Origin of the sequence: Aeromicrobium sp. UBA7512 (genome assembly GCF_002476985.1) — a bacterium.
GTDB lineage: Bacteria > Actinomycetota > Actinomycetes > Propionibacteriales > Nocardioidaceae > Aeromicrobium > Aeromicrobium phoceense.
Genome location: NZ_DLNK01000003.1, coordinates 297,884 through 324,513, shown reverse-complemented (window position 1 = coordinate 324,513; position 26,630 = coordinate 297,884). Strand labels below are relative to the sequence as shown.

28 protein-coding genes are annotated in these 26,630 nt (G+C 68.8%); 10 read left to right on the top strand and 18 right to left on the bottom strand.

All coding sequences use genetic code 11. From position 1 onward, the window contains the following. Positions 1–18 precede the first annotated feature (18 nt). The 4 genes from B2363_RS03505 to pyrR are packed head-to-tail and all read right to left on the bottom strand — an operon-like array spanning position 19 to position 2,907. Positions 19–1,296, bottom strand: coding sequence for a dihydroorotase (locus B2363_RS03505; protein WP_286928486.1), 1,278 nt, complete (start codon positions 1,294–1,296; stop codon positions 19–21). Beyond that, on the bottom strand, positions 1,293–1,448 hold the full coding sequence (locus B2363_RS03500) for a hypothetical protein (RefSeq protein WP_286928485.1): 156 nt from the start codon (positions 1,446–1,448) through the stop codon (positions 1,293–1,295). Before B2363_RS03500 ends, B2363_RS03505 begins: the two co-directional genes overlap by 4 nt. Next, entirely contained in the window at positions 1,445–2,377 is a 933-nt protein-coding gene (locus tag B2363_RS03495; RefSeq protein ID WP_286928483.1) for an aspartate carbamoyltransferase catalytic subunit, read from the bottom strand. The genes B2363_RS03500 and B2363_RS03495 overlap by 4 nt, the downstream gene beginning before the upstream one ends. After that, entirely contained in the window at positions 2,374–2,907 is a 534-nt protein-coding gene (gene pyrR / locus B2363_RS03490) for a bifunctional pyr operon transcriptional regulator/uracil phosphoribosyltransferase PyrR (RefSeq protein ID WP_286928482.1), read from the bottom strand. The genes B2363_RS03495 and pyrR overlap by 4 nt, the downstream gene beginning before the upstream one ends. A 448-nt stretch (positions 2,908–3,355) precedes the next feature. Here pyrR and B2363_RS03485 point away from each other — a divergent pair, with 448 nt between their 5' ends. Both B2363_RS03485 and B2363_RS03480 read left to right on the top strand, forming a co-directional pair. Continuing rightward, complete coding sequence (locus B2363_RS03485; protein WP_286928481.1) at positions 3,356–7,144, top strand: 5'-methylthioadenosine/S-adenosylhomocysteine nucleosidase; 3,789 nt, start codon at positions 3,356–3,358, stop codon at positions 7,142–7,144. A 12-nt stretch (positions 7,145–7,156) separates the two neighbouring features. After that, a complete protein-coding gene (locus B2363_RS03480; protein ID WP_286928479.1) occupies positions 7,157–7,513 on the top strand; it encodes a TrmO family methyltransferase domain-containing protein in 357 nt (118 codons plus the stop codon). A 146-nt stretch (positions 7,514–7,659) separates the two neighbouring features. Here B2363_RS03480 and B2363_RS03475 read toward each other — a convergent pair whose 3' ends face one another. After that, positions 7,660–8,610 carry a class II glutamine amidotransferase gene (locus B2363_RS03475; RefSeq protein ID WP_286928475.1) on the bottom strand — a complete coding sequence of 317 codons (951 nt, stop codon included), beginning with the start codon at positions 8,608–8,610 and terminating at the stop codon, positions 7,660–7,662. A 291-nt stretch (positions 8,611–8,901) separates the two neighbouring features. On the opposite strand from B2363_RS03475, the gene B2363_RS03470 reads away from it, so the two are divergent. Continuing rightward, positions 8,902–10,521, top strand: coding sequence for a helicase (locus B2363_RS03470; protein WP_286928473.1), 1,620 nt, complete (start codon positions 8,902–8,904; stop codon positions 10,519–10,521). A 24-nt stretch (positions 10,522–10,545) separates the two neighbouring features. Here B2363_RS03470 and B2363_RS03465 read toward each other — a convergent pair whose 3' ends face one another. From B2363_RS03465 to B2363_RS03455, 3 genes are read right to left on the bottom strand one after another with little or no spacing between them, the layout of a single operon-like run. Then, on the bottom strand, positions 10,546–11,103 hold the full coding sequence (locus B2363_RS03465; RefSeq protein WP_286928471.1) for a hypothetical protein: 558 nt from the start codon (positions 11,101–11,103) through the stop codon (positions 10,546–10,548). A 13-nt stretch (positions 11,104–11,116) separates the two neighbouring features. Beyond that, positions 11,117–11,746, bottom strand: a complete 630-nt coding sequence (locus tag B2363_RS03460) for a response regulator (protein WP_286928469.1) — start codon at positions 11,744–11,746, stop codon at positions 11,117–11,119. Next, positions 11,743–12,936: a sensor histidine kinase gene (locus B2363_RS03455; protein WP_286928468.1), complete on the bottom strand. Its 1,194-nt coding sequence runs from the start codon at positions 12,934–12,936 to the stop codon at positions 11,743–11,745. The genes B2363_RS03460 and B2363_RS03455 overlap by 4 nt, the downstream gene beginning before the upstream one ends. Positions 12,937–13,125: 189 nt before the next feature. On the opposite strand from B2363_RS03455, the gene B2363_RS03450 reads away from it, so the two are divergent. Both B2363_RS03450 and B2363_RS03445 read left to right on the top strand, forming a co-directional pair. After that, entirely contained in the window at positions 13,126–14,193 is a 1,068-nt protein-coding gene (locus B2363_RS03450; RefSeq protein ID WP_286928467.1) for an ABC transporter permease, read from the top strand. Continuing rightward, positions 14,190–14,906 (top strand): ABC transporter ATP-binding protein, encoded by a 717-nt coding sequence (locus B2363_RS03445; protein WP_286928465.1) that lies wholly within the window; start codon positions 14,190–14,192, stop codon positions 14,904–14,906. The genes B2363_RS03450 and B2363_RS03445 overlap by 4 nt, the downstream gene beginning before the upstream one ends. On the opposite strand, the gene B2363_RS03440 is transcribed toward B2363_RS03445, so the two are convergent. Further along, positions 14,887–16,014, bottom strand: coding sequence for an alcohol dehydrogenase catalytic domain-containing protein (locus tag B2363_RS03440; protein ID WP_286928464.1), 1,128 nt, complete (start codon positions 16,012–16,014; stop codon positions 14,887–14,889). The genes B2363_RS03445 and B2363_RS03440 overlap by 20 nt on opposite strands. Positions 16,015–16,116: 102 nt before the next feature. Here B2363_RS03440 and B2363_RS03435 point away from each other — a divergent pair, with 102 nt between their 5' ends. Next, positions 16,117–16,437, top strand: a complete 321-nt coding sequence (locus B2363_RS03435; protein ID WP_286928463.1) for a DNA gyrase subunit A — start codon at positions 16,117–16,119, stop codon at positions 16,435–16,437. Here the strand turns inward: B2363_RS03435 and B2363_RS03430 are convergent, their stop codons facing one another. After that, entirely contained in the window at positions 16,438–17,283 is an 846-nt protein-coding gene (locus B2363_RS03430; protein WP_286928461.1) for an SDR family oxidoreductase, read from the bottom strand. Positions 17,284–17,362: 79 nt separating this feature from the next. On the opposite strand from B2363_RS03430, the gene B2363_RS03425 reads away from it, so the two are divergent. Together B2363_RS03425 and B2363_RS03420 are read left to right on the top strand one after the other, a co-directional pair. Continuing rightward, on the top strand, positions 17,363–17,839 hold the full coding sequence (locus tag B2363_RS03425) for an Rrf2 family transcriptional regulator (RefSeq protein WP_286928460.1): 477 nt from the start codon (positions 17,363–17,365) through the stop codon (positions 17,837–17,839). A 5-nt stretch (positions 17,840–17,844) separates the two neighbouring features. Next, positions 17,845–18,588 carry an alpha/beta fold hydrolase gene (locus tag B2363_RS03420; RefSeq protein WP_286928459.1) on the top strand — a complete coding sequence of 248 codons (744 nt, stop codon included), beginning with the start codon at positions 17,845–17,847 and terminating at the stop codon, positions 18,586–18,588. Here B2363_RS03420 and B2363_RS03415 read toward each other — a convergent pair. The 5 genes from B2363_RS03415 to B2363_RS03395 all read right to left on the bottom strand — a co-directional run bounded on the left by B2363_RS03415 (position 18,526) and on the right by B2363_RS03395 (position 22,482). Continuing rightward, entirely contained in the window at positions 18,526–18,945 is a 420-nt protein-coding gene (locus tag B2363_RS03415) for a DUF6069 family protein (RefSeq protein WP_286928458.1), read from the bottom strand. The two genes, B2363_RS03420 and B2363_RS03415, sit on opposite strands and share 63 nt — an antisense overlap. Then, positions 18,942–19,925, bottom strand: a complete 984-nt coding sequence (locus B2363_RS03410; RefSeq protein ID WP_286928457.1) for an RNA polymerase subunit sigma-70 — start codon at positions 19,923–19,925, stop codon at positions 18,942–18,944. Before B2363_RS03410 ends, B2363_RS03415 begins: the two co-directional genes overlap by 4 nt. 103 nt (positions 19,926–20,028) lie before the next feature. Next, positions 20,029–21,345, bottom strand: coding sequence for a hypothetical protein (locus B2363_RS03405; protein ID WP_286928455.1), 1,317 nt, complete (start codon positions 21,343–21,345; stop codon positions 20,029–20,031). Between the two features lie 105 nt (positions 21,346–21,450). Next, a complete protein-coding gene (locus B2363_RS03400; protein ID WP_286928454.1) occupies positions 21,451–21,990 on the bottom strand; it encodes a DUF2231 domain-containing protein in 540 nt (179 codons plus the stop codon). A gap of 33 nt (positions 21,991–22,023) precedes the next feature. Continuing rightward, a complete protein-coding gene (locus tag B2363_RS03395; protein ID WP_286928453.1) occupies positions 22,024–22,482 on the bottom strand; it encodes a GNAT family N-acetyltransferase in 459 nt (152 codons plus the stop codon). Positions 22,483–22,847: 365 nt separating this feature from the next. On the opposite strand from B2363_RS03395, the gene B2363_RS03390 reads away from it, so the two are divergent. Next, positions 22,848–23,444, top strand: a complete 597-nt coding sequence (locus tag B2363_RS03390) for a C40 family peptidase (protein WP_286928451.1) — start codon at positions 22,848–22,850, stop codon at positions 23,442–23,444. Between the two features lie 56 nt (positions 23,445–23,500). Here the strand turns inward: B2363_RS03390 and B2363_RS03385 are convergent, their stop codons facing one another. Then, positions 23,501–24,457 carry an NAD(P)-dependent alcohol dehydrogenase gene (locus tag B2363_RS03385; protein ID WP_286928449.1) on the bottom strand — a complete coding sequence of 319 codons (957 nt, stop codon included), beginning with the start codon at positions 24,455–24,457 and terminating at the stop codon, positions 23,501–23,503. A gap of 18 nt (positions 24,458–24,475) precedes the next feature. Between B2363_RS03385 and B2363_RS03380 the strand changes: the two genes are divergently transcribed. Then, positions 24,476–24,835, top strand: coding sequence for a VOC family protein (locus tag B2363_RS03380; RefSeq protein WP_286928448.1), 360 nt, complete (start codon positions 24,476–24,478; stop codon positions 24,833–24,835). On the opposite strand, the gene B2363_RS03375 is transcribed toward B2363_RS03380, so the two are convergent. Together B2363_RS03375 and B2363_RS03370 are read right to left on the bottom strand one after the other, a co-directional pair. Then, positions 24,832–26,004, bottom strand: a complete 1,173-nt coding sequence (locus B2363_RS03375) for an SGNH/GDSL hydrolase family protein (protein WP_286928447.1) — start codon at positions 26,002–26,004, stop codon at positions 24,832–24,834. The two genes, B2363_RS03380 and B2363_RS03375, sit on opposite strands and share 4 nt — an antisense overlap. Further along, entirely contained in the window at positions 26,001–26,597 is a 597-nt protein-coding gene (locus B2363_RS03370; RefSeq protein ID WP_286928445.1) for a TetR/AcrR family transcriptional regulator, read from the bottom strand. The genes B2363_RS03375 and B2363_RS03370 overlap by 4 nt, the downstream gene beginning before the upstream one ends. Positions 26,598–26,630: the final 33 nt, after the last annotated feature.

Sequence of the window (26,630 nt, the reverse complement as noted above, 5' to 3'; positions counted from 1 at the left end):
GGATGGCGGGGGTGAACGTCACTGCAGCTTTCCTTCCAGGACGGTGGGCTTGCCGGCGAGGAACGTCGCGACCACGCGGCCCGGGAGTTCCCTTCCGGCGTACGGCGTGTTGCGCGAGAGGCTCGCGGTGTCGGCGGGTTCGATCGTACGGGCGACCGACGGGTCGTAGAGCACGACGTGGGCCGGCTCACCGACCGCCAGCGGGCGGCCGTGACCGGTGGCGCGGCCGATGCGCGCCGGGTTCGCGCTCATGACCTCGGCGACGCGGCTCCAGGACAGCGCACCGGTGTCGACCATGGTCTGCTGGACGATCGACAGCGCGGTCTCGAGGCCGATCATCCCGAAGGCGGCGGCGCCCCACTCGCACTCCTTGTCCTCCATGGGGTGCGGGGCGTGGTCGGTGGCGACGATGTCGATCGTGCCGTCGGCCAGGCCCTCGCGGACGGCGAGGACGTCGTCCTTGCTGCGCAGCGGCGGGTTGACCTTGAAGATCGGGTCGTAGCTGCGCACCAGCTCGTCGTCGAGCAGCAGATGGTGGGGCGTGACCTCGGCGGTGACGTCGATGCCGCGGCTCTTGGCCCAGCGCACGATCTCGACCGAGCCGCGCGTGGACAGGTGGCACACGTGCAGGCGGCTGCCGACGTGCTCGGCCAGCAGGACGTCGCGGGCGATGATCGCCTCCTCGGCGACCGCGGGCCAGCCGGTGAGGCCGAGCTCGCCCGAGAGCGGGCCCTCGTTCATCTGGGCGCCCTCGGTGAGCCGGGGCTCCTGCGCGTGCTGGGCGATGACGCCGTCGAACGCCTTGACGTACTCGAGCGCGCGGCGCATGAGGACGGCGTCGCTGACGCACTTGCCGTCGTCGCTGAAAACACGCACCTGGGCGGCCGAGTCGGCCATCGCGCCGAGCTCGGAGAGCCGCTCCCCCGCCAGGCCGACGGTGACCGCGCCGATGGGCTGGACGTCGGCGTAGCCGTGCTCACGGCCGAGGCGCCAGACCTGCTCGACGACGCCGGCGGTGTCGGCGACGGGCTCGGTGTTGGCCATCGCGAAGACGCACGTGAACCCGCCGCGCGCGGCGGCCTGGGTGCCGGTGAGGACGGTCTCGGCGTCCTCGCGGCCGGGCTCGCGCAGGTGCGTGTGCAGGTCGACCAGACCGGGCAGCGCGATGAGACCGGTGGCGTCCACCGTCTCGTCACCGCTGAGGTCCGCGCCGATCGCCGTGATGACCCCGTCCTCGATGAGGATGTCGGTGGCCTCGTCGCCCAGGATCCGGGCGCCCTTGATGACGGTGCTCATGCGTTCTCCATTCCGGTGATCGAGTAGCTGCGGAGCGCCGCCCCGGTGATCGAGTAGCTGGCGAGCGAAGCGGTGATCGAGTAGCTGGCGAGCGAAGCGGTGATCGAGTAGCTGGCGAGCGAAGCGAGACGCGTATCGAGATCCCGGTTCATGCGCCCTCCCCCTCCGTAGCCCCACCCAGCAGCAGATAGAGAACCGCCATCCGCACGGCAACGCCGTTGGTGACCTGCTCGACGATGACCGAGCGGTCACTGTCGGCGACATCGGCGTTGATCTCCATGCCCCGGTTCATGGGTCCGGGGTGCAGGACGAGCGCGTGGTCGGGCAGCCGGTTCATGCGGGCGACGTCGAGCCCGTAGCGGCGGCTGTACTCGCGGGCGCTGGGGAAGAACGAGGCGTTCATCCGCTCGCGCTGGACGCGCAGCATCATCACGGCGTCGGCCTTCTCGAGGCTGGCGTCGAGGTCGTAGGAGGTCTCGACCGGCCAGGTCTCGACGCCCACCGGCAGCAGCGTGGGCGGGGCGACGAGCGTGACGTTTGCGCCCAGCGTGTCGAGCAGCAGCGCGTTCGAGCGGGCGACGCGGCTGTGCAGCACGTCGCCGACGATCGTGACGTTCTTGCCGGCCAGGTCGCCCAGGCGCGAGCGCATCGTGAAGGCGTCGAGCAGGGCCTGCGTGGGGTGCTCGTGGGTGCCGTCGCCGGCGTTGACCACGGCGCCCTTGGTCCACTCGGAGGTGGCGAGGCGGTGGGGCGCACCCGAGGCGTGGTGGCGGATGACGACCGCGTCGGCGCCCATGGCCTGCAGCGTGAGCGCGGTGTCCTTGAGGCTTTCGCCCTTGCTGACGCTGGAGCCCTTGGCACTGAAGTTGATGACGTCGGCCGAGAGGCGCTTCGCGGCGGCCTCGAAGCTGATCCGGGTCCTCGTGGAGTCCTCGAAGAACAGGTTGACGATCGTGCGGCCGCGCAGCGTGGGCAGCTTCTTGATGGGTCGCTGGGCGACGCTCAGCAGCTGCTCGGCGGTGTCGAGGATCAGGGTGGCCTCGTCACGGCTCAGGTCGCCGGCGCTCAGGAGGTGCTTCATGCGTCGCTCCCCTCGATCGAGACGGAGTCGGCGGCGCCGTCGGTGTCGCTGAGCCGAACCCGGACCTTCTCGGTCTTCGAGGTGGGCAGGTTCTTGCCCACGAAGTCGGCCCGGATCGGCAGTTCGCGGTGACCGCGGTCGACGAGGACGGCGAGCTGCACGGCCTTCGGACGACCGAGGTCGCTCAGCGCGTCGAGAGCAGCGCGGATCGTGCGGCCGCTCATGAGGACGTCGTCGACGAGGACGACGACGCGCCCATCGATGTCCTCGGGAACGTTGGTGGCCTCGAGCGCGCGAGGCGCCTTCAGACGCAGGTCGTCGCGGTACATCGTGACGTCGAGCGCGCCCGGCTTGATGGTGGTCCCCTCGACCTCGGCCATCTTCGCGGCGATCCGCTCGGCGAGCTCGACCCCGCGGGTGGGAATCCCCAGGATCACCACGCCTTCGGCGTCGCGATTCCGCTCGAGGATCTCGTGGGTGATGCGTGTCAGCGCACGCGAGATGTCGGTGGCATCCATGACGGTGCTCAAGCCCGACCTCCTTCTCCGCCTCACAGGACGGTGGTTAAAGGATGGTTCTGCGTCAGGCTATCAGTGGGGGTTGGGTGGTTGATGATCCCCCGGCCGCCATCGCCCGCGCATCGTCTCTCCGCACAATCGACTGACTCCCTCTTCGTCGTTCAGTCGCAGCCCGCGAAGTGAGGGAACAGCGACGCGTTGGAGCAATTCGCACGAGTACAAGCACCCTCACGGGCGTGTCGGCGGCCGGAAGGCTCCTCAACAAACTCACTGACCCCACTAGCAAGGCACCCAATCCGAAAAAGCGGGATCTCGAAGCTGATCTTCCTCACCGCAGAACTGCCGCTGTCGACCGGCAAAAGGGCTGATGAGGCGTCGCTGATGTGGGTAGTGTCTCGCCCATGGGAATGGCGGCGGATGCTATCCCCGAGATGCTGGAGGTCCCGTGCAGGCTGATGGTGTGGATGTGCTGCTGCTGTGCGCTATTCCAGTCGAATGGGACTGCCTAAAGGAACTGGTCGTCAGCGCGACAGAGGACCCGCGACTCAGCGACCCAGCGATCCGTGGACGCATCGAGTTCGGTGAGAGCAGTCTGCGCGCGGCGCTCGTCGAGGTTGGGATGGGCTTGACCGTCTCTGCGATGGCCACCCTCAAGGCCGTCGAGTTGTACCGGCCTGCATTGGTGATCTTTGTCGGCATCGCAGGGGGGATCAAGGACGTCGAGATCGGAGATGTCGTGGTCGCGGACAAGGTCTACCCGTACGAAATTGGGAAACTCGAAGGAGGCCGATTCCAAGCGCGACCCGATACGCGAACCTTCCCTGCTGACCTCGTCGGCATCGCACGAAAGCTCCGAGTGAACTTCACTCCGGGGGGCTACAAACTGTTCGTTGGCGCGCTCGCGAGCGGAGACAAAGTCGTCGCCGATCTGGAGTCCGCCGAACTTGATCGGATCCGGGCTCTTGGGGGCGATTCGCTCGCAGTAGAGATGGAAGGCGCGGCTGTTCTCAGTGCAATAGATCGTGCCGGCGACAACCCCAAGCACTTCCTAGTCCGCGGTATCTCCGACCTCGTCGCCGGAAAGTCGCAATCCGACGCCGGCGGTGGACAGCAGCGTGCGATCGAGAACGCCCGTGGGACGACCCTGGAACTCATAGCAGCGTGGGATGCCACCTCGCACATCAGCGTTCCCATCGAGCAGACCCAGTTGGACCTTGTGGCCGCTGGGCTTCCGCTCCCGTCTTCCACAGAATGCTACGTACTCGTCGCGACCCCGAATTCCATGCACGCCGAAGCGGTGGTCAGCAGCGGACTTCCAGTCTCTTTAATTGTGGACCTCGATTCTGAGTCTGACAGCCGAGGAATCTATTCCCGCACACGTGACGAACTTGAGTCTCGCAGAGCTGTCCATCTCGGGTCTCCAGAGAATCCGCCCCCGTTCGGTATGAGTTCTTCCTCGTGGGTGAGTGTGCAGGGACTGGATGACGCCGTTTCCGATCTGAAGCAATGGACCCGCTCCATTCGTCGAAGGTGGCGGACCGTGCTCAGTTCCTTTGCCTCGTCGATTGGAGGGCGCCGAGTAACGATCTTGGTCGCAGACGACGGCGACGAGGCTTGGGATGGCTGGCGGTCCGCACTTGTCGATGACCTACTAACCGAGATGGGAGAGCGAGCGTACGTCGGTGTTCTCGGCAGGGGGCGATCCGTCGACTCAGACTTCCGTCTCGATCTTGACCCCGACGAGCTGACTGCAGCGCTGGTTTCGATGCTCCCTCCGCAGCAGGCGCCAACAGTTCGCACACTTCCGGGCGCAGAGGGCCCGGTCGAGATATCGGCAGCCGACGCAGCCTGGATAGCCGAGGACGCAAACATCTACTGGATGGCCGAGCCAGATAGCAGTGGGGCCGAGGCGGCGACCCTCGACTTCCTCCGGGGCGGAGAGATCACGTTGGCCGCGCTTGGCGCGGACGCGGACGTGACGCGCCCGCAAGCGGGGTCGATTGAGAAGCAATTGCTGGGCATGCTCGCCGGTCGCCGCACGCTTCGCCTCAACTTGCTGCACGCGCCAGGCGCTGGCGGATCGACCGTTGCGCGACGCGTCGCGTTCAATCTTCGAACACAGTTCCCAGTCGTGTTCCTAACCCGTTATGTGGAGGGTGAGACTGTTCGTCGAATCGAGTCGCTATCCCGCCAGACTACGCGTGCTGTGCTCGTTGTTGTCGAAGCGCCGACCGTGCGCGATGACCAAGTTGCCACACTGATGAACGAGTTTCACGCTGTCTCGCTGCCTGCGGTCGTGCTGGCTGTATCACGCGCCTACAGCCCTCCGTCGTCGGCATCTTCTTCGCCCTATATCGCTGAGCTACTTACTGATTTCGAGGCAGAGGATTTCGTTGCGAAGTATAGCGAACGTAATTTCGCAGCCCGTACCGACCTGCAGACCGTCGCCCGCTACCCGGACCATCGTCGCAACGCCTTCTTTTTTGGCCTCGTAGCCTTCGAAAGGGATTTCCAGGGAATTGATGGCTTTGTCCGTGGCCGACTCGCTGGAATAGAAGGCACACAACGAGAGGTGATGCTCGTCTGCAGCATTGCCCATTTCTTCGGACAAACCACGGTCCCTGAGTACGCCCTTGCTCGGCTCGTGGGACTTCCCTCGTCCCGCTCGGGCCGCTTCGTCCGCATCCTCGCCCCCGAGTTGCGTGGTCTACTTTGGCGGTCTCGGGAAGGTGAGTGGAGGACGACTCATCCGCTGGTTGCAGAGGAAATACTCCGCCAGTTGGGCGGGGGTGATGAACTCTGGCCGCAGGCCTTGGCGGGCTGGGGTCGCCTCTTCGCAGATTTCTGCCTCGCTGGGGACGACGACGACTCAATGCGGAAGTTGATCGAAAACGTCTTCACCGAGCGCGACGATGACGCCCTACAGTCCGGCGCGAACCGAGAGAGCTTTGCCCGGCTCATTGAAAAGATTCCGTCGCACGACGGCGCATCACAGCTAATGAGGTATCTCGCGGATAGGCAGCCGGAGGATCCTCACATCTGGGCGCACACGGCGCGCTATTACGCGCTCCGAATGCGCGACTACCCCACAGCGGAGACATACGCGAAACGCGCGAGCGCTCTTTCTCCGGATAATCCTACTTTGCACCACATTCTGGGAATGGTTTACCGGTCTCGCGTCTACGACGCCCTTGGTCGAAACGTATCGTTCGACGAGTTGTCGCCGTGGGTCGATGACGCGTCAAGCGAATTCGCAATATCTCGCGACTTAGCAGCGAGTACCAAGGATCACGGTTTCGTCAGTGAGATCCAGATGCGCATCAAGGTCGTCCAGCATGCGATCCGTGACAAGTCCCTTGCGGCCTACCTGAGCGGCGCTCCTCACCCGCTCATCATTTCCAGTGTCGAGAAGGCCGAGGACCTCATTTCCACGCTGCGATACCGCGGCGACCCAAGGAAACCGAGCGGTTTCGAACAGACGGAGCGAGCCAAGTTAAAGCGCATCTACGGTGACCACGCCGCCTCTCTTCAACTCCTGGATTCGCTCCTGCAGAAGGGGAGCGTTCCGCTTGAGATCGTGCGTCGCCAATTGGTGTGGACCTACCTTGCACGCGTTGACAGGGACTGGCGCGCATTGTCTGTTAAGGATGTAGACCGCGTAGTGTCGCTACTCGACGAGAACCTTTCAGTGGGCGGATACACGTCGTCGGATGCACTTGCATGGTGGCGTGCGGTCCGACTGAAGCAACCACCGGTGTCTCACGAGCGCGTGAAGGAAGTTCTCGCGTACTGGAGGGCCTCGAACCCGTGCTTGGATGCCGAATACTGCTCTCTCGTTGCCTACGCGCTCGACGTTCTGGCTGGGCTACCGGCGTCCGTGGGGGATGCCGAGAAGCACGCACGAAAGAGCGCAGAGATGGCGCGGAATGAGGGCACTCGTACACGCTCGGTTGATTGGTATGGCGACGGGGAAGGCATGGCATCCTTGGTCCATCACTCAGAACTCGGAAAATGGGATCCTGCTCTCGATTTCTGGGCTGACTCGAGTCGATTGAGGGTAGTCGAAGCTCGAGTCACCCAGATCCGCGGACCCCAGGCTGGCACTGCGGAGATATCCGGGATGAAGGCGTTCTTTGTACCACAGCGTGCTGGGATCATTCGCGGTCGACACGAAAACGAACGCATACAGGGCTATCTGGCGTTCACGCACGACGGCCTGCGGATATGGGAGCCGAGCCTGATCGAGTGATTGAATTTGTGCGTGCTGTGCCGGAGTAGGGTCCGCAGCACGATCACCGTCGACGAGCGGTTCGGCGCCAGTTGCCTTCAGGGCATGAATGGCTTCTCGCACGTCGAGGTGCACTTCGTTTTCAACAACTTCGCCGGTTATCGCGAGCCACAGCCCGATCGGTCGCACCGATCGACCGTTGTTGGGTCTTTCGCGGACCGCGGACCGAGGTGGTCCCAGGCGCATCGGGTGGCCTGCTGCATGATCGAGTCGGTCACCGGTCGAGAACTGGCCGCGGTCGGGCTCGACGCGGTCATCTGCACCCCGGTCATCGACCTCCAGCCGGTGATGCGCGAATTCCTCCGGACCGACTTGCACCAGGCCGAGTGAGTTGGCGACGTCATGTCCGAGTACTTCAAGCCCTGACTTCGGTCGATCGCGCTCACACCGGATCACGGGCCTCGGTGCCCCGGTGTCCGGAGCGTTCGCGCTGCACGGACTCCACCCTACGCGCCGCCGGACCGCCGCCGGTTTCGCTACACCTTCAACTTGTCGACGGTTTTAGTGATCTTCTCGCCGTCCCTCTCGAGGAACACGATCTCGCCGAACTCCAACGTCCCCCAGTCCGCCTTGCTGTCGGTCAACGGCTCGGAGGCGAAGATGACGCCGGTCGCGTTGTCGACGGTGCACTCGTCGAAGTCGTAGGTCGGGCCGTCGTGGTCGAAGTTGCGGCCCATCAGCAGGTACATCGGCTCCAGGAGCATGGAGAGGGCGTAGTCGTCCGTGCCGGGGCCGGACTTGCGCAGCTCCTCCCAGTCCCCCGCCGGATCGGGCTCACCGTCGTGCCCGGTGCCGACGTTGACCCCGATGATCCGGTTCGGAGAGACCAGCGCCAGCTTCAGCTTGGCCAGCGCAGGCAGATCGAGGTCCTTCATCGCCTGGACGAGGAGTCTCATGACCTCCTCAAAGGCGCGCTTCACGTCCTCGTCGCTGTCGCTCTCGAGCAGGGACAGCAGGAGCACGTAGAGGAACTCGGTGTCCGTGGTGCCCACCATCTGCTCGGGGTACTCGTCCTTGCAGTGCTGCAGCAGCTCGCGCTGCAGGAGCTGCCAGTTCGGCACGTCGCCGTTCTGCGCGACGATCCACGGCGTCCCCTCGAAGGAGAAGGGGTGGCAGTTCTCGTCGGCCAGCACGGTCTTGGAGTTGTAGTCCGCCGCCCTGACGTGGGCGAGCATGGTGCTGACCTGGAGGCTCGGCACGATGCCGACGACGTTGTCGTCGTAGAAGGCGGCCATGGGACGGTGGTAGAGGAACGGCTTCTCCGGCTTGAGCAGGTGCTCGCTCCACGCTCCGAATCCCCACCCGGCCAGTTGGAGCTGCGGGTGGCGCTCCGGGTCGAGGGCCTGGTTGATGAGGCTGTTCTCAGGCTTGAGCAGCAGGTCTTCCAGCGGTACTTCTGATCCGAGATAGGCCAGAACGCGGCACATGGGCTTCCTTCACTGATCGATCATGGGTCCGGGACGTGGTAGGTCGGCACAGGCCCGCGCGCTCGAAGGGACGCAAGCGTCCCGAGCCTAGGGGCGATGAGTGGAGACGGCGACCGGGACGCCTCCCCCGGGCGAGCCAGCTCTGTTCGGGTCGGACACCCAGATAGCGTCCGGAAGGTGGCCAGTCCTCGCCGATCCAGTGCTCGCCGACGCACCGCGTCTCCGCGCCGTGGCGGGACGCGCCAGCAGTCGCGGCCGTTGCCGACCGCCGGACCGGGTGAGCGCGTTTGGGTGCTCGACGTTCCGTACGGGACCCAGGTCGACGGCGCCACCTGGCACCCGGCGGTCAGGACTCACCTCCACGTCGGACGCGCGCTGCCCGAGCACCTCGCCCCGTACGCTCCGGGGCCCCACACGCTCGGTCGGTTCATCGAGAACTCCCTCAATCCCGACCGTCCGACGCCGAGCCCCGAACCGACCGACGAGCTTGAGCCGCGGAGGATCCAGTTCGAGGCGGCCGACGCGATCGCGGCGCGTGCCGCAGCGGGCGGGCGGCAGTTCCTGCTGGCCGACGAGCCCGGCGTGGGCAAGACGATCTCTGCGGTTCTCGGGGCGACGGCGGTGGCCGATCTCCGAGCTGCGCGGCGGGTCCTCGTCGTGGCCGACCGACCCGCCGCGATCACGATCGGGCACTGGTGCCGCACGATCACCGCACTCGGCGACGGCGGCCTCGACTGGGTGGTCATCACGTGGGACCGGTTGGAGAAGGTCAAGGACCACACCTGGGACGTCATCATCGCGGACGAGGCTCACGCGCTGCGACGGACGACGACGAAGCGATGGAAGCTCTGGGCACGGATCTCCGGACACGGCCGCCCGCACGACAAGGCGCCGTTCGTCATCGCGACCACCGCGACGCCCGGGCACACGCCACTCGAGCTGCCGTACCTCGCTCCGGCGTATGCGCAGGTGCTCGGCGAGCCGATGAAGGAGTGGGCCTCAGCGACGCAACCCGCAGCCTCGTTCGCCGACGCGCTCGAGCGCCACGGCGTCGGGGTGGAGCGCGGACGCTACGGCGCGACGTGGACCACCGACCCCGCTCGGCGCGCCGCGGATCTCAAGCTGGTACGTGGCTGGCTGGCCGAGGAACGGCCACCGGCCATGCTGCACCGCGCCGCACCGTGGGGCCCGGTGCCGATCTCCGGCATGCCCGTGGCGCTCACCCCGGCGGAACGGAGCGCCTACGAGACTGAATGGGGCCAGTTCTGCCATGAGATGGACATCGCCCGGCGCGGCCGCAACGTCGCGAAGGGCCGCTCCGCGCTGCTGCGCTTCCGGCAGAAGGCCGGACTGATCCGCGTCGACTCGACCGTCGCCTGGATCGCCCAGCAGGTCGAGGCCGAGCGCCAGGTCGCGTGCTCCGTCGAGTTCGTGGCGACCGCCGCCGACCCGATCGCCGACCGACTGCGCGAGACCGGCATCGAGGTCGCCACCATCTACGGCCGTGACCGGTTCGACGTCGAGGCCGAGCGGCTCCGGTTCCAGACGGGACAGGCGAAGGTCTGCGTGTTCACCACCGTCGCCTCGATCAGTCTGCACGCCGGCGAGACCCTCGCAGACGGCAGCAGTGGGAGCACCGAGCCGCGGGTCGGCATCTTCCACCAAGCGCGATTCTCGGGCATCGCCGGACGACAGGTGACCGGCCGAACTCACCGCGACCACCAGGTCTCGCCGTGGCACATCGCCTACGCCGAGGGCACCGTGGAGGAGCGGGTCGGCAAGGTCATGGTGGAACGGATCGCCGCAGCCTCCGACACCGCGGGAGGCGACACCACGGGCCTCAGTGAACTCGCCCAGCTCCTCGGGGCCGACTGGCTGCCGGCCACGGCCCTGATCGAGGACGGAGTCTGATCCGTCTCGAGCAGGACACCGGCCTCACGCGAGATCGGACAGGCGGGCCTTCCAGTACGGGCGCCAGCGCTCACCTTCGGCCGTCGACGCGAGGCCGGCGTGCTGGATCGCGATGCGATCGGCGGAGACGTCCACCTTGACCGTCGAGCCGTCCACCAGCTTCGCTCGCCAGTAGCGCCACTTGTCCGTCGAGCTCACGCGTGGGTCCCCCTCGAGCGCCACACCGTCGAACGTGTCCTGGCCGGCGACGAGGTCAAGCCAGCGCTCGAGCAGCTCGTCGAGCGTGCCGACGACCTTCTTCGACGCCGACACCGCGTGGTCCCCCGCCGCCAGCTGGCCCTTCTCCCGCAGGCCGTGCTGGTGTCCGTACTCGATCGCGATGGTCTGGGCCCACCAGCCGTCGTTGAACGGCTTGCCGTTCGCCGCGTGCTGCGTGATGCCGAGCTCGTGGACGCGCTCCAGCGCGAGCCTCGCGATGTCGGGGTGGGGAAGCTCACGGGCTCCCTGCTCGGTCAGCCACTCGTCCCAGGAGGTCCACGCGGTTCCGGTGGCCTTGGTGATGCTCGCCGCCTTCGATGCCATGGGGACGAGTTTCTCAGGCGCGGCCGATGACACCCCGCCGACGCGCCTCAGCGACCGCCGCGGTGCGCGAGTTCACGCCCAGCTTGGGGTAGACGTGCGCCAGATGGGACTTCACGGTGGTCTCGCTCAGGTGCAGCCGCCGGGCGATGTCCGTGTTGCTGTGTCCCGCGGCGACCAGGTTCAGCACCTCGAGCTCCCGCGCGCTCAGGGACGTCCGCGGCTGCTGCATCCGTGCGAGGAGGCGCGTCGCGACCGACGGTGACAGAGCGGTCTGACCCGCGGCAGCGGCATGGATGGCGGCGGTGATCTCCTCCGGCGCGGCGTCCTTCAGCAGATAGCCGGCGGCACCCGCCTCGATGGCCTCGATGATGTCAGCGTCGGTGTCGAAGTTCGTCAGGACGAGCACCGCGGGCGGCTCCGCCAGTCCGCGGATCTCGCGGGTGGCCCGCGCACCCTCGAAGACGCGGTTGAACTGCAGGTCCATCAACACGACGTCCGGGTGGCTCCGCTGGGCCTCGTCGAGAGCCTCCGCCGTCGTGCCCACGGCCCCGACGACCTCGATCGACCCCTCGGTCTCGAACAGCGCGCACAGAGCGGCGCGCATCAGCGGGTGATCGTCGACGATGAGGACGCGCACGCTCATCCGGCCACTCCGAAGCTCGCCACGACGCTGGTCCCGTGGCCGGGACGGGACTCCACGTCGAGTCGACCACCGAGGGACGCCGCCCGCTCGCGCATGGCCGCCAGCCCGAACGACGTGGAGACGTCCCCGAGCGGCCCGAGGTGGGCCGGGTCGAACCCGACACCGTCGTCGACGACGTCGAGGATGACCTCGTCATCGAGCCGCGTCAGGGTCACGTCGACCCGAGTGGCGTGGGCGTGCTGGATCACGTTCGCCATCGCGCCCTGGGCGATGCGCAGGAGAGCCGTCTCCACCGGCATGGGCAGGATGCCGGTGTCGGCCGGCACGTCCACCTCGACCTGCAGACCGGTGGTGTCCCGGGTTCGTGCTCCCAGCCGCACCAGCGCATCCCCGATGCCGGCGTTCCGCAACGCGGGTGGGGCCAGGGCGTGGATGAACTCGCGTGTCTCCGCCAAGGCCTCGGTGGCCGCTTGTCGGGCCTGCTCCAGCCGCTCGCCGCCCTTCGGCGTACCGGGACCGCTCCGCTGTGCGGCATGCAGCAGCATGATGACGCTCGAGAGGGACTGCGAGACGGTGTCGTGGATCTCGCGGGCCAGCCGTTCGCGTTCGGCCACCACGCCCGCGGCATGCTCGGCCACCACCAGCTGGTCGCGAGTCCGCGTCAGCTCCTCGATCAGCCGCTGTCGTTGCGCGACCTCGCGTTGGAGGGCCTCGTAGCCCCAGCCGATCACGATGGCGACTCCCGCGCCCAGGGCCGGCCCGACGATCCCGGCGACGTCGAAGCCCCGGTGCAGGCCAAAGGCGCCGATCGCGACCATCGTGGCGCCGATCACCGCCATGACGCCCAGCGCCGTCCCGAGCTGGCGCAGGTAGAGGAAGAACAGCGCGAAGACCAGGTAGGTCGCCTCCACGCTGAGCCACATCAGCGAGAGCCACTCCACGGTCAGGGCCGCGATCCACCACCAACCCCGCCGTCCCGGCTCGGGCAACGCACCCTCCGGCACGACGCCGAGGACGTACGTGACGGCGAACAGCGTCGCGAGCGAGATCACCGCGACGCGGTCCGCGGCGGTCCCATCGGCGGAGTTGAGCACCACGATCGCGATCAGTGCGGCCACCAGCGCGTGGAGTGACATCGAGAGCCAGGTCGAGACCGGGCCGATTCCGCGGCTGCTGTCGTCCCGCTTCACACCCACATCACCGATCCAGTCTAGGTGTCGCGACGGTCGGTGCCCTCGTTCGAAAGGTGGAATTGTGCTTCGTACGTTCGCCCACCGGAAGAGCGATCGGGTGCACGATGGCGCGGCGCCGGAATCGAGCGACGGTGGAGGGGACGCACCCGTCATCGGGATCGTGCGCACCTCTCTCGAAGGAATCCTATGTTCGTCGCCTGGCGCGACCTCAAAGTGGCGAAGGGACGATTTGCGCTCATCGCCGTCGTCGTCACGCTCATCACCGTCCTGGTGACCTTCCTCGCCGGACTCACCGGAGGGCTGGCCCAGCAGAACGTCTCGGCCATCACGTCCCTCGACGCGGACCGCATCGTCTTCTCGACCCCGGGCGACGAGCCGCCGTCCTACGCCGACTCGGCGGTCACCCAGGCCCAGGCCGACACCTGGACCGGGAGGGACGGGGTCACCTCCGTCGCCCCGCTGGGCATCAGCACGTCACGGGTGTCCGCAGCCGACCGGAACGAGACCGTCGCGCTGTTCGGTGGCGGCCCACCCATGTCCTCCGAGCCATCACCTCCGCGTGGCCACGTCGCCCTGGGCGCGGAGACGGCGCAGGAGCTGCGCGTCGATGCCGGCGACACGGTCCGGATCACGGACCGCGCGTTCGTCGTCGACTCCATCCGCGACGTTTCGTGGTACTCCCACCTGCCGGTGGCCAACCTCGCGCTGGCGGACTGGCAGGAGCTCGCCGCACGACCCGGCGAGCCGGAACCGTTCGCGACCGTCCTGGCCGTCTCGGGATCGCAGATCGACTTCGCCGCTGCCGACGCCGAGGCGGGCACGGAGTCCACCGGTGTGCTGACCTCGCTCCCGGCACTCGGGTCCTTCAAGTCAGAGATCGGATCGCTGCTGCTCATGGTCGGGATGCTCTTCGGCATCTCGGCCCTGGTCGTCGGCGCGTTCTTCACCGTGTGGAGCATCCAGCGGCAGCCGGACATCGCGGTGCTCAAGGCGCTCGGCGCCACCAACCGCATGCTGACGCTCGACGCCCTGGGACAGGCCGCCGTCGTGCTGCTCGTCGGCGTGACGACCGGGATCGCGGTGACCGCGGTGCTGGGCACCGCGGCCGGCGCTGCCCTGCCCTTCGTCCTGAGTCCGCTGACGACGGTGCTGCCCGGGCTCATCATGACGGCACTCGGGCTCGCCGGCGCTGGTCTCGCCACCGGCTCAGTCACCCGCATCGACCCCCTCACCGCCCTCGGGAGCAACCGATGATCGACCTCGCCAACATCACCCTGACCTTCCCCGACGGCACATCCCGCGTGACCGCGATCGACGACGCCAGCCTGCACGTCGAGGCCGGTGCGACGGTCGGCATCACCGGTCCGTCAGGATCCGGGAAGTCCAGCCTGCTGGCCGTCGCCTCGACCCTGATCACCCCTGACCGGGGCACGGTCACCATCGACGGCATCGAAGCGACCGGCCTCAGCCTTCCCGAGCGAGCCGAACTCCGCCGCACACGAGTGGGACTGGTCTTCCAGCAATCGAACCTGCTGGCCTCCCTGACGGCCTTCGAGCAGCTGCTGGTGATGAACGAGCTCACGACCGACCGGCAGCGCCGTGGCGCACGCGATGCGACGCGTGAGCGAGCCACCGAGCTCCTCGAGGCGGTCGGCCTGAGCCGCGACGCCGACAAACGACCCGCGCAGCTCTCGGGCGGACAACGTCAGCGGGTCAACATCGCCCGCGCGCTGATGCACCGTCCCTCCGTGCTGATCGTCGACGAGCCCACCAGCGCACTGGACCAGGAACGCGGCACCCAGATCGTCGACCTGCTGCTGCGGCTCACGGCCGAGCACGACACAGCGACGATCCTGGTCACGCACGACCAGCGCATCCTTCCGCGCCTGAGCAGTGCCCACACGATGGTCGACGGCCGGCTGCGTCCCCTCGCTCTGGCAGCGTCCGTCAGCGCATCGGGTCGATGATCGTCATGCCGGCGAGCTTCGCCCGGTCGAAGACCGGCAGCAGGGCCGCCGCTTCGTCGAGTCCGATGGTGCGCTCGATGAGACGCTGCGGCTCCAGCTCGCCCTGCTCGATGAGCGCCATCATGCCCGGGTAGTCGGCGGCGGCCATGCCGTGGCTGCCGAGGAGGTCGAGCTCCCAGCCGATGACTCGCTCCATCGGCACCCGCGGGTGGCCCTCGATCGCGGGAAGCAGGCCGACTTGGGCGAGACGGCCTCGGCGACGCAGGCTGAGGATCGCGTCGGCGCAGGTCTGCTCGCTGCCCACCGCGTCCACCGCGACGTGACTGCCGCCGCCGGTGAGCTCCGCGACCGCAAGGGCGACATTTGTGACGCCGCTCCGCTCCCGCTCGACTTCCGGACCGACTGCCGTCACAAAAGTCGGGGGCGGCGCGGCGCCAGGGCCACCGGAGAGGTCCGGCCCCGTGAGGATGCCGTGCTCGGCGCCGAGGTCCGCGGCGACCGCGAGCGCCTCGGCGTTGCGGTCCACGGCGATGACCCGGGCGCCGAGCGCGCGGGCGATCATGACCGAGCTGAGGCCCACTCCCCCGGCGCCGACCACCGTGACCCACTCGCCCTCGACGACCCGCGCGCGACCGACGAGCGCGCGGTACGCCGTCGCGAACCGGCAGCCCAAGCTGGCCGCGGTCGCGAAGTCGACCGACGCGGGGATTCGCACGAGGTTGGTGTCGGCGGCGTGCACGGCCACGTACTCGGCGAACGAGCCCCAGTAGGTGAAGCCGGGCTGCTCCTGGTCGGGGCAGACCTGCGCGTCGCCGGCCAGGCACCACTCACAGGTGCCGCAGCCGGCGACGAACGGGACCGTGACGCGGTCGCCCACGTTCCAGAGCGTGACGCCGGACCCGACCTCGGAGATCACGCCGGCCAGCTCGTGGCCCGGCACGTGGGGGAAGGCGACGCCGTCATCGTGGCCCGCCCAGGCGTGCCAGTCGCTGCGGCACAGGCCCGTGGCGGCCACGCGGACCACCACGCCACTGTCCGGAGCCGCCGGCTCGGGGACGTCACGGATCTCCGGCCGGGCCCGGACGGCATCGAGGACGAGCGCGCGCATCGGCATCACCTTTCGGACACGTGGGACGCGACCATTGTGACCGGTGCGCGGATCGCGCCAACGCGCCCTCGCAGCGCGTCGTCCCGTGGAATGCTGACGCGCATGGACGACGAGGCGCACGAGTACACCGACGACGACGTCCGCCTCATCCGTGAACGCCTGCACATCCTGCAGGCCATCCACGACGCGTTGCAGCGGTGGCCCGAGGTCTCCGACGTGGTCCACTCCTCGAAATCGGAGCAGCAGGCCAGGCGCCGACTGCGCGAGCTGATGGGGTTCGACGACGTCCAGGCGCAGGCCGCGATGGACACCCAGCTGAGACGGACCTCCGAGCACGAAAGAGAACGGATCAGCCAGCAGCTCAACAAGATGAAGGACGCCCTCGCCGGCGCTCTGGAGCAGCAGCGCCGGCGTCGGTCCTGATCAGGAGATCAGGCTTTCCAGAGCGGCCGGCGTACGGCCACCGACCCGCTCGACCACGTCGGTGACTCGGGCGAGCTTCCCGAGCCGGATCGAGGTACCGAACGACACGAGCAGCGGCGCGAACGCCTCCGGCACGCCGGCGGCGACGAGTCCGCCCTGGTACGCCTCGTCGTCGACGTCGATGACCTCGACGGGGCGTCCGGCGCGCTTCGTGGCGAGCGCGGCCAGATCCGTGGCGGTCACCGCGGCGGGGCCGGTCACGTCGTAGGCCTGGCCCTCGTGGCCCTCGCCCGTGAGGACGCCCACCGCGACGGCGGCGACGTCGTCGCGGGTGACGTAGGCGGCTCCCCCGTCACCGGTGTTGGTGAACAGCTGGCCGCTGGCGGCCGCCTGCTCGACGGTGCCGACCTGCATCTCGGCGTAGAGGTTGTTGCGCAGCATCGTCCACGCCAGGCCGCTGGCACGGAGCGCCTCCTCGGTGGCCGCGTGGTCCGGGACGACGCCCGAGGGATTGTCCTCGGTCGGCTCGGGGATCGACGTGTAGGCGACGTGGCGCACGCCGGCCTTCACGGCGGCGTCGATCGCGGCGCGGTGGCCGTCCAACCGGGCGCCGACGACGTCGGTGGAGATCAGGAGCATCCGGTCCACGCCTGCGAGCGCATCGACGAGGCCGTCCGGCTGGTCGAAGTCGGCGGCACGGACCGTCGCACCGCGATCGGCGAGATCCGAGAGCTTGGCGGGGTCGCGCGTCAGCAGCACGACCTCGGAGGGATCGACGGTGGAGAGCAGCTGGTCGGCGACGAGGCGGCCGAGCTGGCCGGAGGCACCGGTGATGGCGAGGGTCATGGGATGTCCCGATCTGTAGTTACGGTGATGACAGTTCCTAACTGTAGTCACGACGATGGCGATATGACAAGATGGGGTCATGGCCAGGTCCACCAACACCCAGTTCGCGGTGGCAGTGCATGTGCTGACATACCTCGCCGCCAGTGCGGCGGCGGGTCGCGTCGAGCCCGTCGGATCCGAGGAGCTGGCCGGCAGCACTGCCGTGAACCCGGTGCACGTGCGCAAGGTGCTGGGTCCCCTGCGTGCCGGCGGCCTGGTCCGTTCGCGCCCCGGCGCCCGCGGCGGCTGGGAGCTGGCGGTCGACCCCGCATCCGTCACGCTCGCGCAGGTCTGGCAACTGCTCCAGGGCGACGATCCGGTGCTCGGGATCCATGGCCCCAATCCGGCGTGCGCCGTCGGCGGCAGCATCCAGGGCGTGCTGACCGACCTCGACCGACTTGTGACGGAGGCGATCGTCGCAAGGCTCGACGCGATCTCGCTGAAGGACGTCCTCACGGACGCGGGCTTCGACGCCGACGACTACGCGGCGCTCACCTCCATGGCCGGGATGCCCTGAGCCGCATGGCCGAGCTCGACGGGATCTGGTGGTCCTCGGCGGGCGAGGGAGCCGCGGTGGTGGTGCCGCGCCTGAACGTCGACTGGTCGTCGATGAATCTGTCCGCCCTCGCGGAACGGTTCCGGGTGGTGATCGTGGCTCCGCGCGGGTTCGGGCCGAGCGTGCGTCCCGGTGCGTATGACATGAGCGGCTTCGTCGGCGACGTCGAGCAGGTGCTCGACCACCTCGGCATCGGCTCCTACGCCACGTTCGGGTACTCGATGAACGGCGTGATGGCCGCGCGGCTCGCTCTGAGCAGTGCACGCGTGACGGCGGTGGCCTGCGGCGGCTTCCCGCTGACCGCCGACCTGAGCGGCATGGGCGACCGTGCGCGGGCCCGCAACGCCTCCGCGTGCGAAGACCCCGAGGCCTGGGAGGAGATCCTCGCGACCTACGACCCCGCGGCTGCCGAGGCGTTCTGGGACGACGTCGCCGCCCTGCCGCCCGGCGCACTGGCGGACCTCGACCGCCCACTCCGCCTCTGGTGGGGCGAGGACGACGCCGTCCTGGCGTCGCTCCTCTCCCCCACCCAGCTGGCGCGCGACCTCGACGCCCGCGGCATCCCGTACGAGATCGTGCCGGGGCTCGACCACGACGGGATGCTGCGGAGGCTCGACCTCGTGCTTCCCACGATCAGCGACTGGCTCTCACGGCGTGCGGAGCGCCCGGCCCACGACCGGGATGACCACGGCGGCCGCGACGAGGTGTAGTCCCACGAGGGTGGCGGTCGTCGCCGCGTTGCCTCCCGCGAGGAACGGCGGCATCAGGGACACCGCGGTCAGTGCCAGCGTGACCTGGAGGAACCGCTGCGCCGGGCGAGCGCTCCAGCGTCCCAGCGCCAGCGCGACGGCCACGCCGACGAGCGAGAAGAACACGGTCACCGTGGTGAAGCCGCCCACCGGGATCGCCTCACCACCGTCAGGGACCTCGAAGTCCACGCCGGCTGCCTTCGCCAGCGCGGCGCAGGCGGTGGTGACCGCTGCCGCCACGACCGCGGCGACGACGCCGGTCACGGCGACCCTGCCGAGGTGGGGCCGGGTGCCGATTCGTGCCTCCGCGGCGCTCATGATGCCTCCAGACGCTCGGGCAGTCCCAGCCGCGGGAACTGGTCGCTGTGGAAGGTGAGGATCTCGCTGATCTTCCCGTCCTCGATGCGCAGCACGTCCACCGTGAGGGGCAGGTAGGCGTTCTCCTGCTCGCGCCAGAGGTAGGCCCCGACCGCAGGCTGCCGGTTCGCCCACGTGGGGACGACCCGCAGGCCCGTCATGCTCTCGAAGCCGCTCTCGACCCAGTCGCCGACCACCGCGTCGCGGCCGACGTGCAGTCCGGGCGTCGGCGGCATCGAGCAGCGCACGTCCTCGCGCAGCATCTCGGCGATCGAGTCGATGTCCGTGGCGACACACGCCTCCGTGTAGCGGCGCACCAGCTCGAGCGTCTCGGGGTCGTCAGCGCCACCCGTCCAGTCCTGGCGCTCGGCCGGCAGGTACTCGCGCATCCCGGCGCGGGCGCGCTGCAGCGCCGAGTTCACCGAGTTCACGGAGTCCCCGAGGAGCTCGGCGACGTCCTTCGCCGGCCAGCCGACCACGTCGCGCAGGATCAGCGCGGCCCGCGGCCGTGGCGCCAGGTGCTGGACCGCGATCAGGTAGGCCAGCTCGATCGTCTCGCGTGCCACGACCCGCGACTCGGGCTCGTCGGCGTCGTCCGCGCGCAGCTCGTCGAGCAGTCGGTCGGGGTACGGCTGCAGCCACAGCACCTCGCCACCGGTGGCCGGCTCCGGGCGCCGCTTGGCCAGCAGGTCGAGGCAGGCGTTCGTCGCGATCCTGTAGAGCCAGGCGCGGAACGTCGAGCGACCCTCGTAGGTCTCCCGCCGCCGCCAGGCCCGCAGGAACGTCTCCTGCACGGTGTCCTCGGCGTCCTCGAAGGAGCCGAGCATCCGGTAGCAGTGCACGTGCAGCTCCCGCCGGTGCCGCTCGACCATCGCGGAGAACGTCGGCTCGTCGACCTCGGTCATGTCGCTGCGCTCCCCCAGTTGCGTGTCCACACTCATGGCCATCCTCTTCCGTCTCGTCATGTCCTGTCACAGGTAAGACGGCGGAAGTGGCGAGAACTCATCACCGGGGGTGGTCGGTGGTTCCACGAGCTCTGTACATCTAGGCGACAGAGCATGCCGCCCGGTTCGAGTCCAGGAACCTCGTTCCCCACTCCACCGCCGCGGCGTAGTGCGCGACTCCGGGGCTGATGCTGTGGATGCGGTTCTCGAGAGCGCCACCGGACGCTCCGAGACCAATCCTCACGATGCAGGCTTCCTCGATCGCCCGAGCCTCGCCGAGGCTCAGCTTCGTGGCCGTGGGGATCAGCTGTGGGGTGAAGGAACGCCCCGCGGACGCATGTTGCGCCTTCCGCGCCGGGAAGTCCTTCGTCCTTCCGACATATCCGGCCCCGATGTAGACGCTGTGTTCCTTCGGCCCACCTCGGAGCTCGACCGGGAGTCTGCGGGTGCCACCGAAGATCTTCTCCCGTGCGCTCGCCTTGTCGGCTTTCGACCACGGAAGGCGCTCGATCGTCATCGCGACGGCACGCGCGGCGCGATCTCCGTGCGCTGCGAACTTCCCCAGAGTGGCGATGACCCGGGCGGTGTCGCCGACGATCGGGACGATCCCGACCAGGCTGAGAATTGCGTCGACGAGGTCCAAGGTTCCCAGATTCGCCGCGAGATCCCGCACGTCACCGACGCCCACCAGCCCACTGATGAGCTGCCCGATCAGGTATTCCGGCGACTGGAGCTGCTGCTCGTTGAGGCGGCCGATCTTGCGAGCAGCCCAAGCCCAGTCGCCCGCGCTCGCTCCCACGACGAAAGCACCCGCTGCCTGGGCCAGACTGAGGTCGTACACCAGAGGGTCAGATCCGCGTTCGTACTCCGCCTTGTCCGAGTACGAGTCGTCGTCCGGATTCGCGGACGACGGATCGGAGCCGAACGCCAGTTCCACGTCGTCGCGCAGGCCATCGTCATCGGTGTCCGGCAGGCGAGGGTCCAGATCGGCGAAGAACTCGCTGCCGTCGTCGAGCCCGTCGCCATCGGTGTCGGTCTCAGTCGGGTCGGAGAGTCCGGCGTACGTTTCCGACGCCGCACCCGCAGCGCGCTCACGTGGTCCGGCTTCAAGCGGGTCGACCAGGCCGTCGCCGTCGGTGTCCTGCTTCTTCGGGTCCGTCGTGTACACGCTGCCGTCGCTGACCTTCCAGCCGCGGAGCTCCTCGCGATCGGACAGTCCGTCGCTGTCGGAGTCCCTGAGGGCGTCGAACCAGGGCAGGCCCAGGTTTCGAGCCGCACGGTCAACGGAGTCACTCGCGCCCGCGACATTGAAGGTCAGCGTCGCCGCCACGAGCGTTGCAGCCGCCAGCAGCGCCACGCCTCTCCGGCGGCCACGCCGCACACCATGCGGATCGAGGTGCCGCTCGTTGTCTTCCATCCACCGTCCCGTATCGCCGCTTCCGTCGATGCAGACTAGGCGCTTTCGCGCGCGCCTATCGGTGGAATCCGGAGTTCGCCGGCTCGGGCGATGACGATCGGACCCTCAGGGAGTGGCGACCGTGCGGTTCGCCGTTCCCTTCGTGAGGGCCAGGTGCCCTCCGAGCAGGCCGGCGCCGACCATGACGAGGTTGCCCGCGATCGCGAGCTTCGAGCCCGTGGCGCGGTTCCCCCGCATCCGCGCGACGAGGGACCCGAAGAAGAGGAAGGTGGCGATGTCCGTGCCGGCGGCGTGCACCGCGCCGATCCTGCGTTCCGCACCCGACAGCTCGGTCCAGTCGGCGGCACCGGCGACGGCGGTCGGTACGGCGGCCGCGAGCCCGCTTGCGACCAGCAGCCTCGCACTGTCGTGCGCCTTCGATCCGCCGGCCACGTCGAGGATCGAGGCACTGAGCCAGCAGCCGAGGGTGACGTCGGTCAGCACGGGATGCACCGAGTGGCCCAGCACTCCGGAGTGCAGCGGGCTTCGCCTGGCCCACTCGAGCAGCGGGCGGTAGACGGTCTGCTGGGCGTCGGCGACCCACTCCGCGACCGGGCTCTCGCCCACGGCCCGGACCATGCCCTGCACCATCGAGCCCGACGACACCCCTTCAACGTACGCCCGCAGTCCGGCGTCGGGCTAGGGGCGCGGACGCCTCAGCACGATCTCGTCGTCGGAGAGCTCGCCGGTCTCGACGAAGCCCAAGGACCGGTAGAGCCCGAGCGCGACCTCGTTGTCGTCCGAGACCGACAGCGCCGCCTCCCGGTAGGGCGTCCCGGAGAGCGCGGGCTCGTCGCGCTCCCACAGGGTCAGCAACGCCTCGACGGTGGCGCGGCCCAGGCCCTCGCCCTGTCGTCCCGCGTCGATCACGAGGCCGCCGATCCAGTGGCTGTCGTCGTCGGGATCGACGGCCCACATGACGTGCCCGACGGTCGTCCCGTCCTCGGTCCGCACGGCACAGGAGCGCCACAGCCCGTCGTACGCCGACAGGCACAGGTAGTAGGTGGGCTCGGCGACCCAGCCGCTCTGGGCCTCGGAGGCGCGGACCTTCGCGATGTCGCGCCAGTTCTCGGCGGTGGCAGGTTCGAGGATGACCATGGGTGCATCCTCCCCGACACCGCGAAAGTGTGAGATGGCTCACGTCATGCCTGTTCGTGCAAACCGCGTTTAGCGCTGGAATGCCAGTAACCGCAACGATCTCAGACGGTAACGGCGGAATCTCTCCGATTCGTGGTCCCGGATTTCACGTGCCTATGGTCCCTGAGGCCCTACTTGGGCCAGGCCGTGAGCACGCTGAACTCGCCGAGGTTCACGGGACCAGTCCATCAACACACAATCGGCGAGCCGGGGAAACCAGCATTGCGTCGCGTTCGCGCGACTTGGGGCTAACCACCGAGCGTGGGGCACACCTTCACTGCCAGTCCGACAGGTCTCTCCTCGAAGGCGTTGAAGGAGATCCCCCTATGCGACATGTCGCAACGATTCTCGCTGCCTCCCTGGCGGCCTCCATCATGACCGTGAGTGCTCCCGCCCAGGCGGCCCCGGCCACCGTCAGCTCGAGCGGCGCCCAGAGCTCCGTCTCCACCACGACCGCGGCCCCGTCCGCGGCCCAGCTCCGCTACCAGCGCATCGTGAAGCGCAAGGCCGCCATCAAGCGCAAGAAGTACGTCATCGCCCGCAAGAAGGCGATCAAGCGCAAGCGCGCCATCATCCGCGGCAAGAAGATCATGAACACCGCCGCGAAGTACAAGGGCACCCCGTACCGCTACGGCGGCGCGAGCCCGTCGGGCTTCGACTGCTCCGGCCTGGTCAAGTACGTCGTGAAGAAGTCCGTCAAGAAGAGCATGCCGCGCGTCGCCGGTGCCCAGATGTCGAAGGGCAAGAAGGTCTCCAAGGGCAACAAGCGCAAGGGCGACCTGATCGGCTTCTACAACGGCTCGGGCGTCTACCACATCGCGATCTACGCCGGGAACAACAAGATCTGGCACTCGCCCCGTCCGGGCAAGTCCGTCGAGAAGGTCAAGATCTGGACCGGTTCTTACAAGGTCCGTCGGGTCTGAGCGACCGCAGATCCCGTCGAGGGCGAGTCACCGCACGGTGGCTCGCCCTTGGCATGTCACGAGGACGGGACCACCACGACCTTGCCCAGGGCACGCCCCTCGCCGACGTGGGCGAGGGCCTCCGGTACCTCGTCGAGGCGGTAGGTCCGCTCGGTGTGCACGCTGACGTCGCCGCGGCTGACCAGGTGGGCGAGCGGCACGAACTGCGCGGGCCCCTCCTTCACCACGAGGACGCCCAGCGAGCGGCCGGTGGCCTTCCCGACCACCGTGCCGGCGGTGAGCACCCGCAGGAGCGTGCCGACCGAGCCGCCCACGCAGCGATACGTCCCGCCGCGCGCCACCGAGCGGCGGTACGCGAGGACGGAGCGGTGTGCCACGAGGTCGAGCACGAGGTCGTAGGGCCCGGTCCGGGTGAAGTCCTGCCGCTCGTAGTCGAGTACCTCGTCGGCGCCGACCGAGCGCATGAAGTCCAGCTTGGTGGCGTTGTCGACGCCGGTGACGTGGGCACCGAGGCGCTTCGCGAGCTGGATCGCGAACGAGCCCGATCCGCCGCCCGCACCGTTGATCAGCACGCGCGAGCCAGGTCGCGCCCACGCGGTGCCCTGGATCGCGATCGCACCGGCCTGCGGAATCGTCGAGGCGTCGGCGAACGAGAGCCCGGCCGGCTTGGTGGCGAGCACCGCCTCCGGGGCCACCGCGTACTCCGCAAAGCCGCCTTTCAGCGCGAGGTTGTCGCCGTACACCTCGTCGCCCGGACGGAGCGAGGTCACGCCCTCGCCCACCGCCTCGACGACGCCGGCGATGTCGGAGCCGAGCGTCGGGCGCGCCGGGGCCCGCAGGCCTCCGATCCGCGCGTACGCCGGCGAGCCGACGAGGCACTCCCAGTCGCTGAGGTTGACCGAGGTCGCCTCGACCCGCACCAGCACCTGGCCCGCTGACGGCGTCGGCACCGGCACGTCCTCGACCCGCATGACCTCCGGTCCGCCGTATCGGTCGTGGACCACCGCTCTCATGTGCGACATCATCCACCCATGGCGGGATCAATCACTCACATGATCGCCGGAGTCCCGGTGTCCGACCTCGATGCCTCGCTCGACTGGTACCGGCGGTTCTTCGGTCGCGAGCCGGACCTCCGCGCCGGCGACGAGATCCTCTGGGACATCGAAGAGCACGCGACGCTCTTCATCGAGCCGGCTCCCGAGCGCGCCGGCGCCGGCCGCGTCACCTTCGGCGTCTCCGGCCTCGACGACCTGCTGGAGAGGCTCGCGGCTGCCGGCATCGGGCACGGCGAGATCGAGACCTACGGCAACGGGGTGCGCCACGTGATGGTGCCCGACCCGGACGGCAACGCGCTGGCGTTCGCCGAGATGCCGCCCGAGTCCGCGTCCTAGTCGGACCCGAAGATGCCGCCCGCGGCGAAGGCGAGCTTCGCGAAGCGCTCCCCCATGAGCCGGTGGGTGTCGGCGCTGGGGTGGAGGGCGTCGGGCAGCGGGTCGGTCTCGAAGTCGGCCTCGCCGTAGAGCTCGCGCCCGTCGAGCAGGTACAGGTGCGGATCGTCGACCCGGCGGGACTCCACGACCTGGCCCATCTGCTCGCGGATCACGCGCAGCGTGAGCTTGCCGAACGCGACGTCGGCCGGGTCGCCGCCGGCCTTGAACCGGACGTCGTCGGTGCCGAGGGTCGCTGGGTCGACGAGGCCGGGTCCCGGGGTGTCCTCGTGGATCGGGCACAGGATCGGCGAGACGAGCAGCAGGGGCGTCTCGGGGTGGCCGTCGCGGATGGTGTCGAGGAAGCCGTGCAGCGCCGCGACGAACCCTCGGACGCGCATGAGGTCGGCGTTGACGAGGTTGATCCCCATCTTGACGCTGATCACGTCGGCCGGGAGGTCGCGCATCGTGCGGGCGGTGGCCGGGTCGAGCAGGGCACTGCCGCCGAAGCCGAGGTTCACCAGGTCCACTCCCCCGGCGGTCGCCGCGACGGCGGGCCAGGTCCCGGTGGGGCGCACGGCGGCGGAGCCGTGGCTGATGGAGCTGCCGTGGTGCAGCCACACCCTCCGGTCGGCCGCCTGCACGGGGTCTGCCGGTGCGTCCGCCCGGAGTGCGACGACCTCGGTCAGCTCGTTGTGCGGGAGCCAGATCTCGACCGTCTTCTCCGTCGCCGGCAGGCCCTCGAAGGTCACGGTGCCGGGCTCTCCGTGGGTCACCTCGCGTCCGCCGGTGCTCATGTCGATGGTGAGCACGTCTCCCCCGCCGACCGATCCGTGCCCAGCCGGCACGCCGTCGACGAGCAGCTCGTAGACGCCGAGCGGGCGCGGCGGTGCCCCGACGTAGGCCACGCGGGTCGGCTGGGCCGTGATCTCGATCGTCGTGGCCGCCGTGCGCATCACGAGGCGCACGCCGGAGGGCTGGGCCTCGGCCATGAGGAGCTGCGGGTCGGGCAGCTGTCGACGGGCCCACGCCGGCAGTCGGTGCGGCTGCATGCCGCGTGCCGTCGGCTCGAGCTCGACCGCGCCGCGGAACAGCTCCTCGGTCAGCGGGACGTCGTGGAGAGTCGGGTTCATCGTGAGGTGTCCTGGTGGGGTGCAGCCTTGGCGGGCCAGTGGGTGAGGGCGTTGTCGAGCGCCTGGGTCATGCGGAGCCACGAGTCCTCGGGGTCGGGCTCGGAGTGGTCGAAGCCGCCGTTCACGTGCAGGCGCACGAAGCCGTTGACGGTGCTGCCGATGAGGCGCACGGCGTGGGTCTGCTCGTCCTCTGGCAGCCCGTACGCCCGGACGACGCCGAGCATCAGGGCGCCGACGCGCGCACCCGCCGGAGCGGCCTCCGGTGCGGTGATGCGGACCTGCGTCGCCTCCCACCGCCCCGGGTGCTCCAGCGCGTATCCGCGCACCGTGTTAATGAGCGCCCGGAGCGCGTCACGACCGGCACGCCCCGCGAGCGCGAGGGCCAGCCGGTCGCCGAGCTCGGTGAGGGCCAGCGTGCTCACACGACCGCGCAGGTCGTCGGCGTCGTCGAGGTGGAAGTACACGCTCGCGGGCTTGACCCCCACGCGCCGAGCGACCTCGGAGACGCTGAGCCGCTCGAAGCCGAGCTCGTCGGCGATGTCGGCCGCGGTCGTTGCGAGCGACTCGGCGGTGAGGGTGGGGCGGGCAGCCATGCGAAACTACTTCCTGTAGGTGTTCACCTACAT

What these genes read in the sequence shown, in the direction of transcription:
- B2363_RS03505 (WP_286928486.1), bottom strand. Translation starts at nt 1,296, where the DNA reads ATGAGCACCGTCATCAAGGGCGCCCGGATCCTGGGCGACGAGGCCACC.
- B2363_RS03500 (WP_286928485.1), bottom strand. Translation starts at nt 1,448, where the DNA reads ATGAACCGGGATCTCGATACGCGTCTCGCTTCGCTCGCCAGCTACTCG.
- B2363_RS03495 (WP_286928483.1), bottom strand. Translation starts at nt 2,377, where the DNA reads ATGAAGCACCTCCTGAGCGCCGGCGACCTGAGCCGTGACGAGGCCACC.
- B2363_RS03475 (WP_286928475.1), bottom strand. Translation starts at nt 8,610, where the DNA reads ATGTGCCGCGTTCTGGCCTATCTCGGATCAGAAGTACCGCTGGAAGAC.
- B2363_RS03465 (WP_286928471.1), bottom strand. Translation starts at nt 11,103, where the DNA reads ATGGCATCGAAGGCGGCGAGCATCACCAAGGCCACCGGAACCGCGTGG.
- B2363_RS03460 (WP_286928469.1), bottom strand. Translation starts at nt 11,746, where the DNA reads ATGAGCGTGCGCGTCCTCATCGTCGACGATCACCCGCTGATGCGCGCC.
- B2363_RS03450 (WP_286928467.1), top strand. Translation starts at nt 13,126, where the DNA reads ATGTTCGTCGCCTGGCGCGACCTCAAAGTGGCGAAGGGACGATTTGCG.
- B2363_RS03445 (WP_286928465.1), top strand. Translation starts at nt 14,190, where the DNA reads ATGATCGACCTCGCCAACATCACCCTGACCTTCCCCGACGGCACATCC.
- B2363_RS03440 (WP_286928464.1), bottom strand. Translation starts at nt 16,014, where the DNA reads ATGCGCGCGCTCGTCCTCGATGCCGTCCGGGCCCGGCCGGAGATCCGT.
- B2363_RS03435 (WP_286928463.1), top strand. Translation starts at nt 16,117, where the DNA reads ATGGACGACGAGGCGCACGAGTACACCGACGACGACGTCCGCCTCATC.
- B2363_RS03430 (WP_286928461.1), bottom strand. Translation starts at nt 17,283, where the DNA reads ATGACCCTCGCCATCACCGGTGCCTCCGGCCAGCTCGGCCGCCTCGTC.
- B2363_RS03425 (WP_286928460.1), top strand. Translation starts at nt 17,363, where the DNA reads ATGGCCAGGTCCACCAACACCCAGTTCGCGGTGGCAGTGCATGTGCTG.
- B2363_RS03420 (WP_286928459.1), top strand. Translation starts at nt 17,845, where the DNA reads ATGGCCGAGCTCGACGGGATCTGGTGGTCCTCGGCGGGCGAGGGAGCC.
- B2363_RS03415 (WP_286928458.1), bottom strand. Translation starts at nt 18,945, where the DNA reads ATGAGCGCCGCGGAGGCACGAATCGGCACCCGGCCCCACCTCGGCAGG.
- B2363_RS03410 (WP_286928457.1), bottom strand. Translation starts at nt 19,925, where the DNA reads ATGAGTGTGGACACGCAACTGGGGGAGCGCAGCGACATGACCGAGGTC.
- B2363_RS03405 (WP_286928455.1), bottom strand. Translation starts at nt 21,345, where the DNA reads ATGGAAGACAACGAGCGGCACCTCGATCCGCATGGTGTGCGGCGTGGC.
- B2363_RS03395 (WP_286928453.1), bottom strand. Translation starts at nt 22,482, where the DNA reads ATGGTCATCCTCGAACCTGCCACCGCCGAGAACTGGCGCGACATCGCG.
- B2363_RS03390 (WP_286928451.1), top strand. Translation starts at nt 22,848, where the DNA reads ATGCGACATGTCGCAACGATTCTCGCTGCCTCCCTGGCGGCCTCCATC.
- B2363_RS03385 (WP_286928449.1), bottom strand. Translation starts at nt 24,457, where the DNA reads ATGAGAGCGGTGGTCCACGACCGATACGGCGGACCGGAGGTCATGCGG.
- B2363_RS03380 (WP_286928448.1), top strand. Translation starts at nt 24,476, where the DNA reads ATGGCGGGATCAATCACTCACATGATCGCCGGAGTCCCGGTGTCCGAC.
- B2363_RS03375 (WP_286928447.1), bottom strand. Translation starts at nt 26,004, where the DNA reads ATGAACCCGACTCTCCACGACGTCCCGCTGACCGAGGAGCTGTTCCGC.
- B2363_RS03370 (WP_286928445.1), bottom strand. Translation starts at nt 26,597, where the DNA reads ATGGCTGCCCGCCCCACCCTCACCGCCGAGTCGCTCGCAACGACCGCG.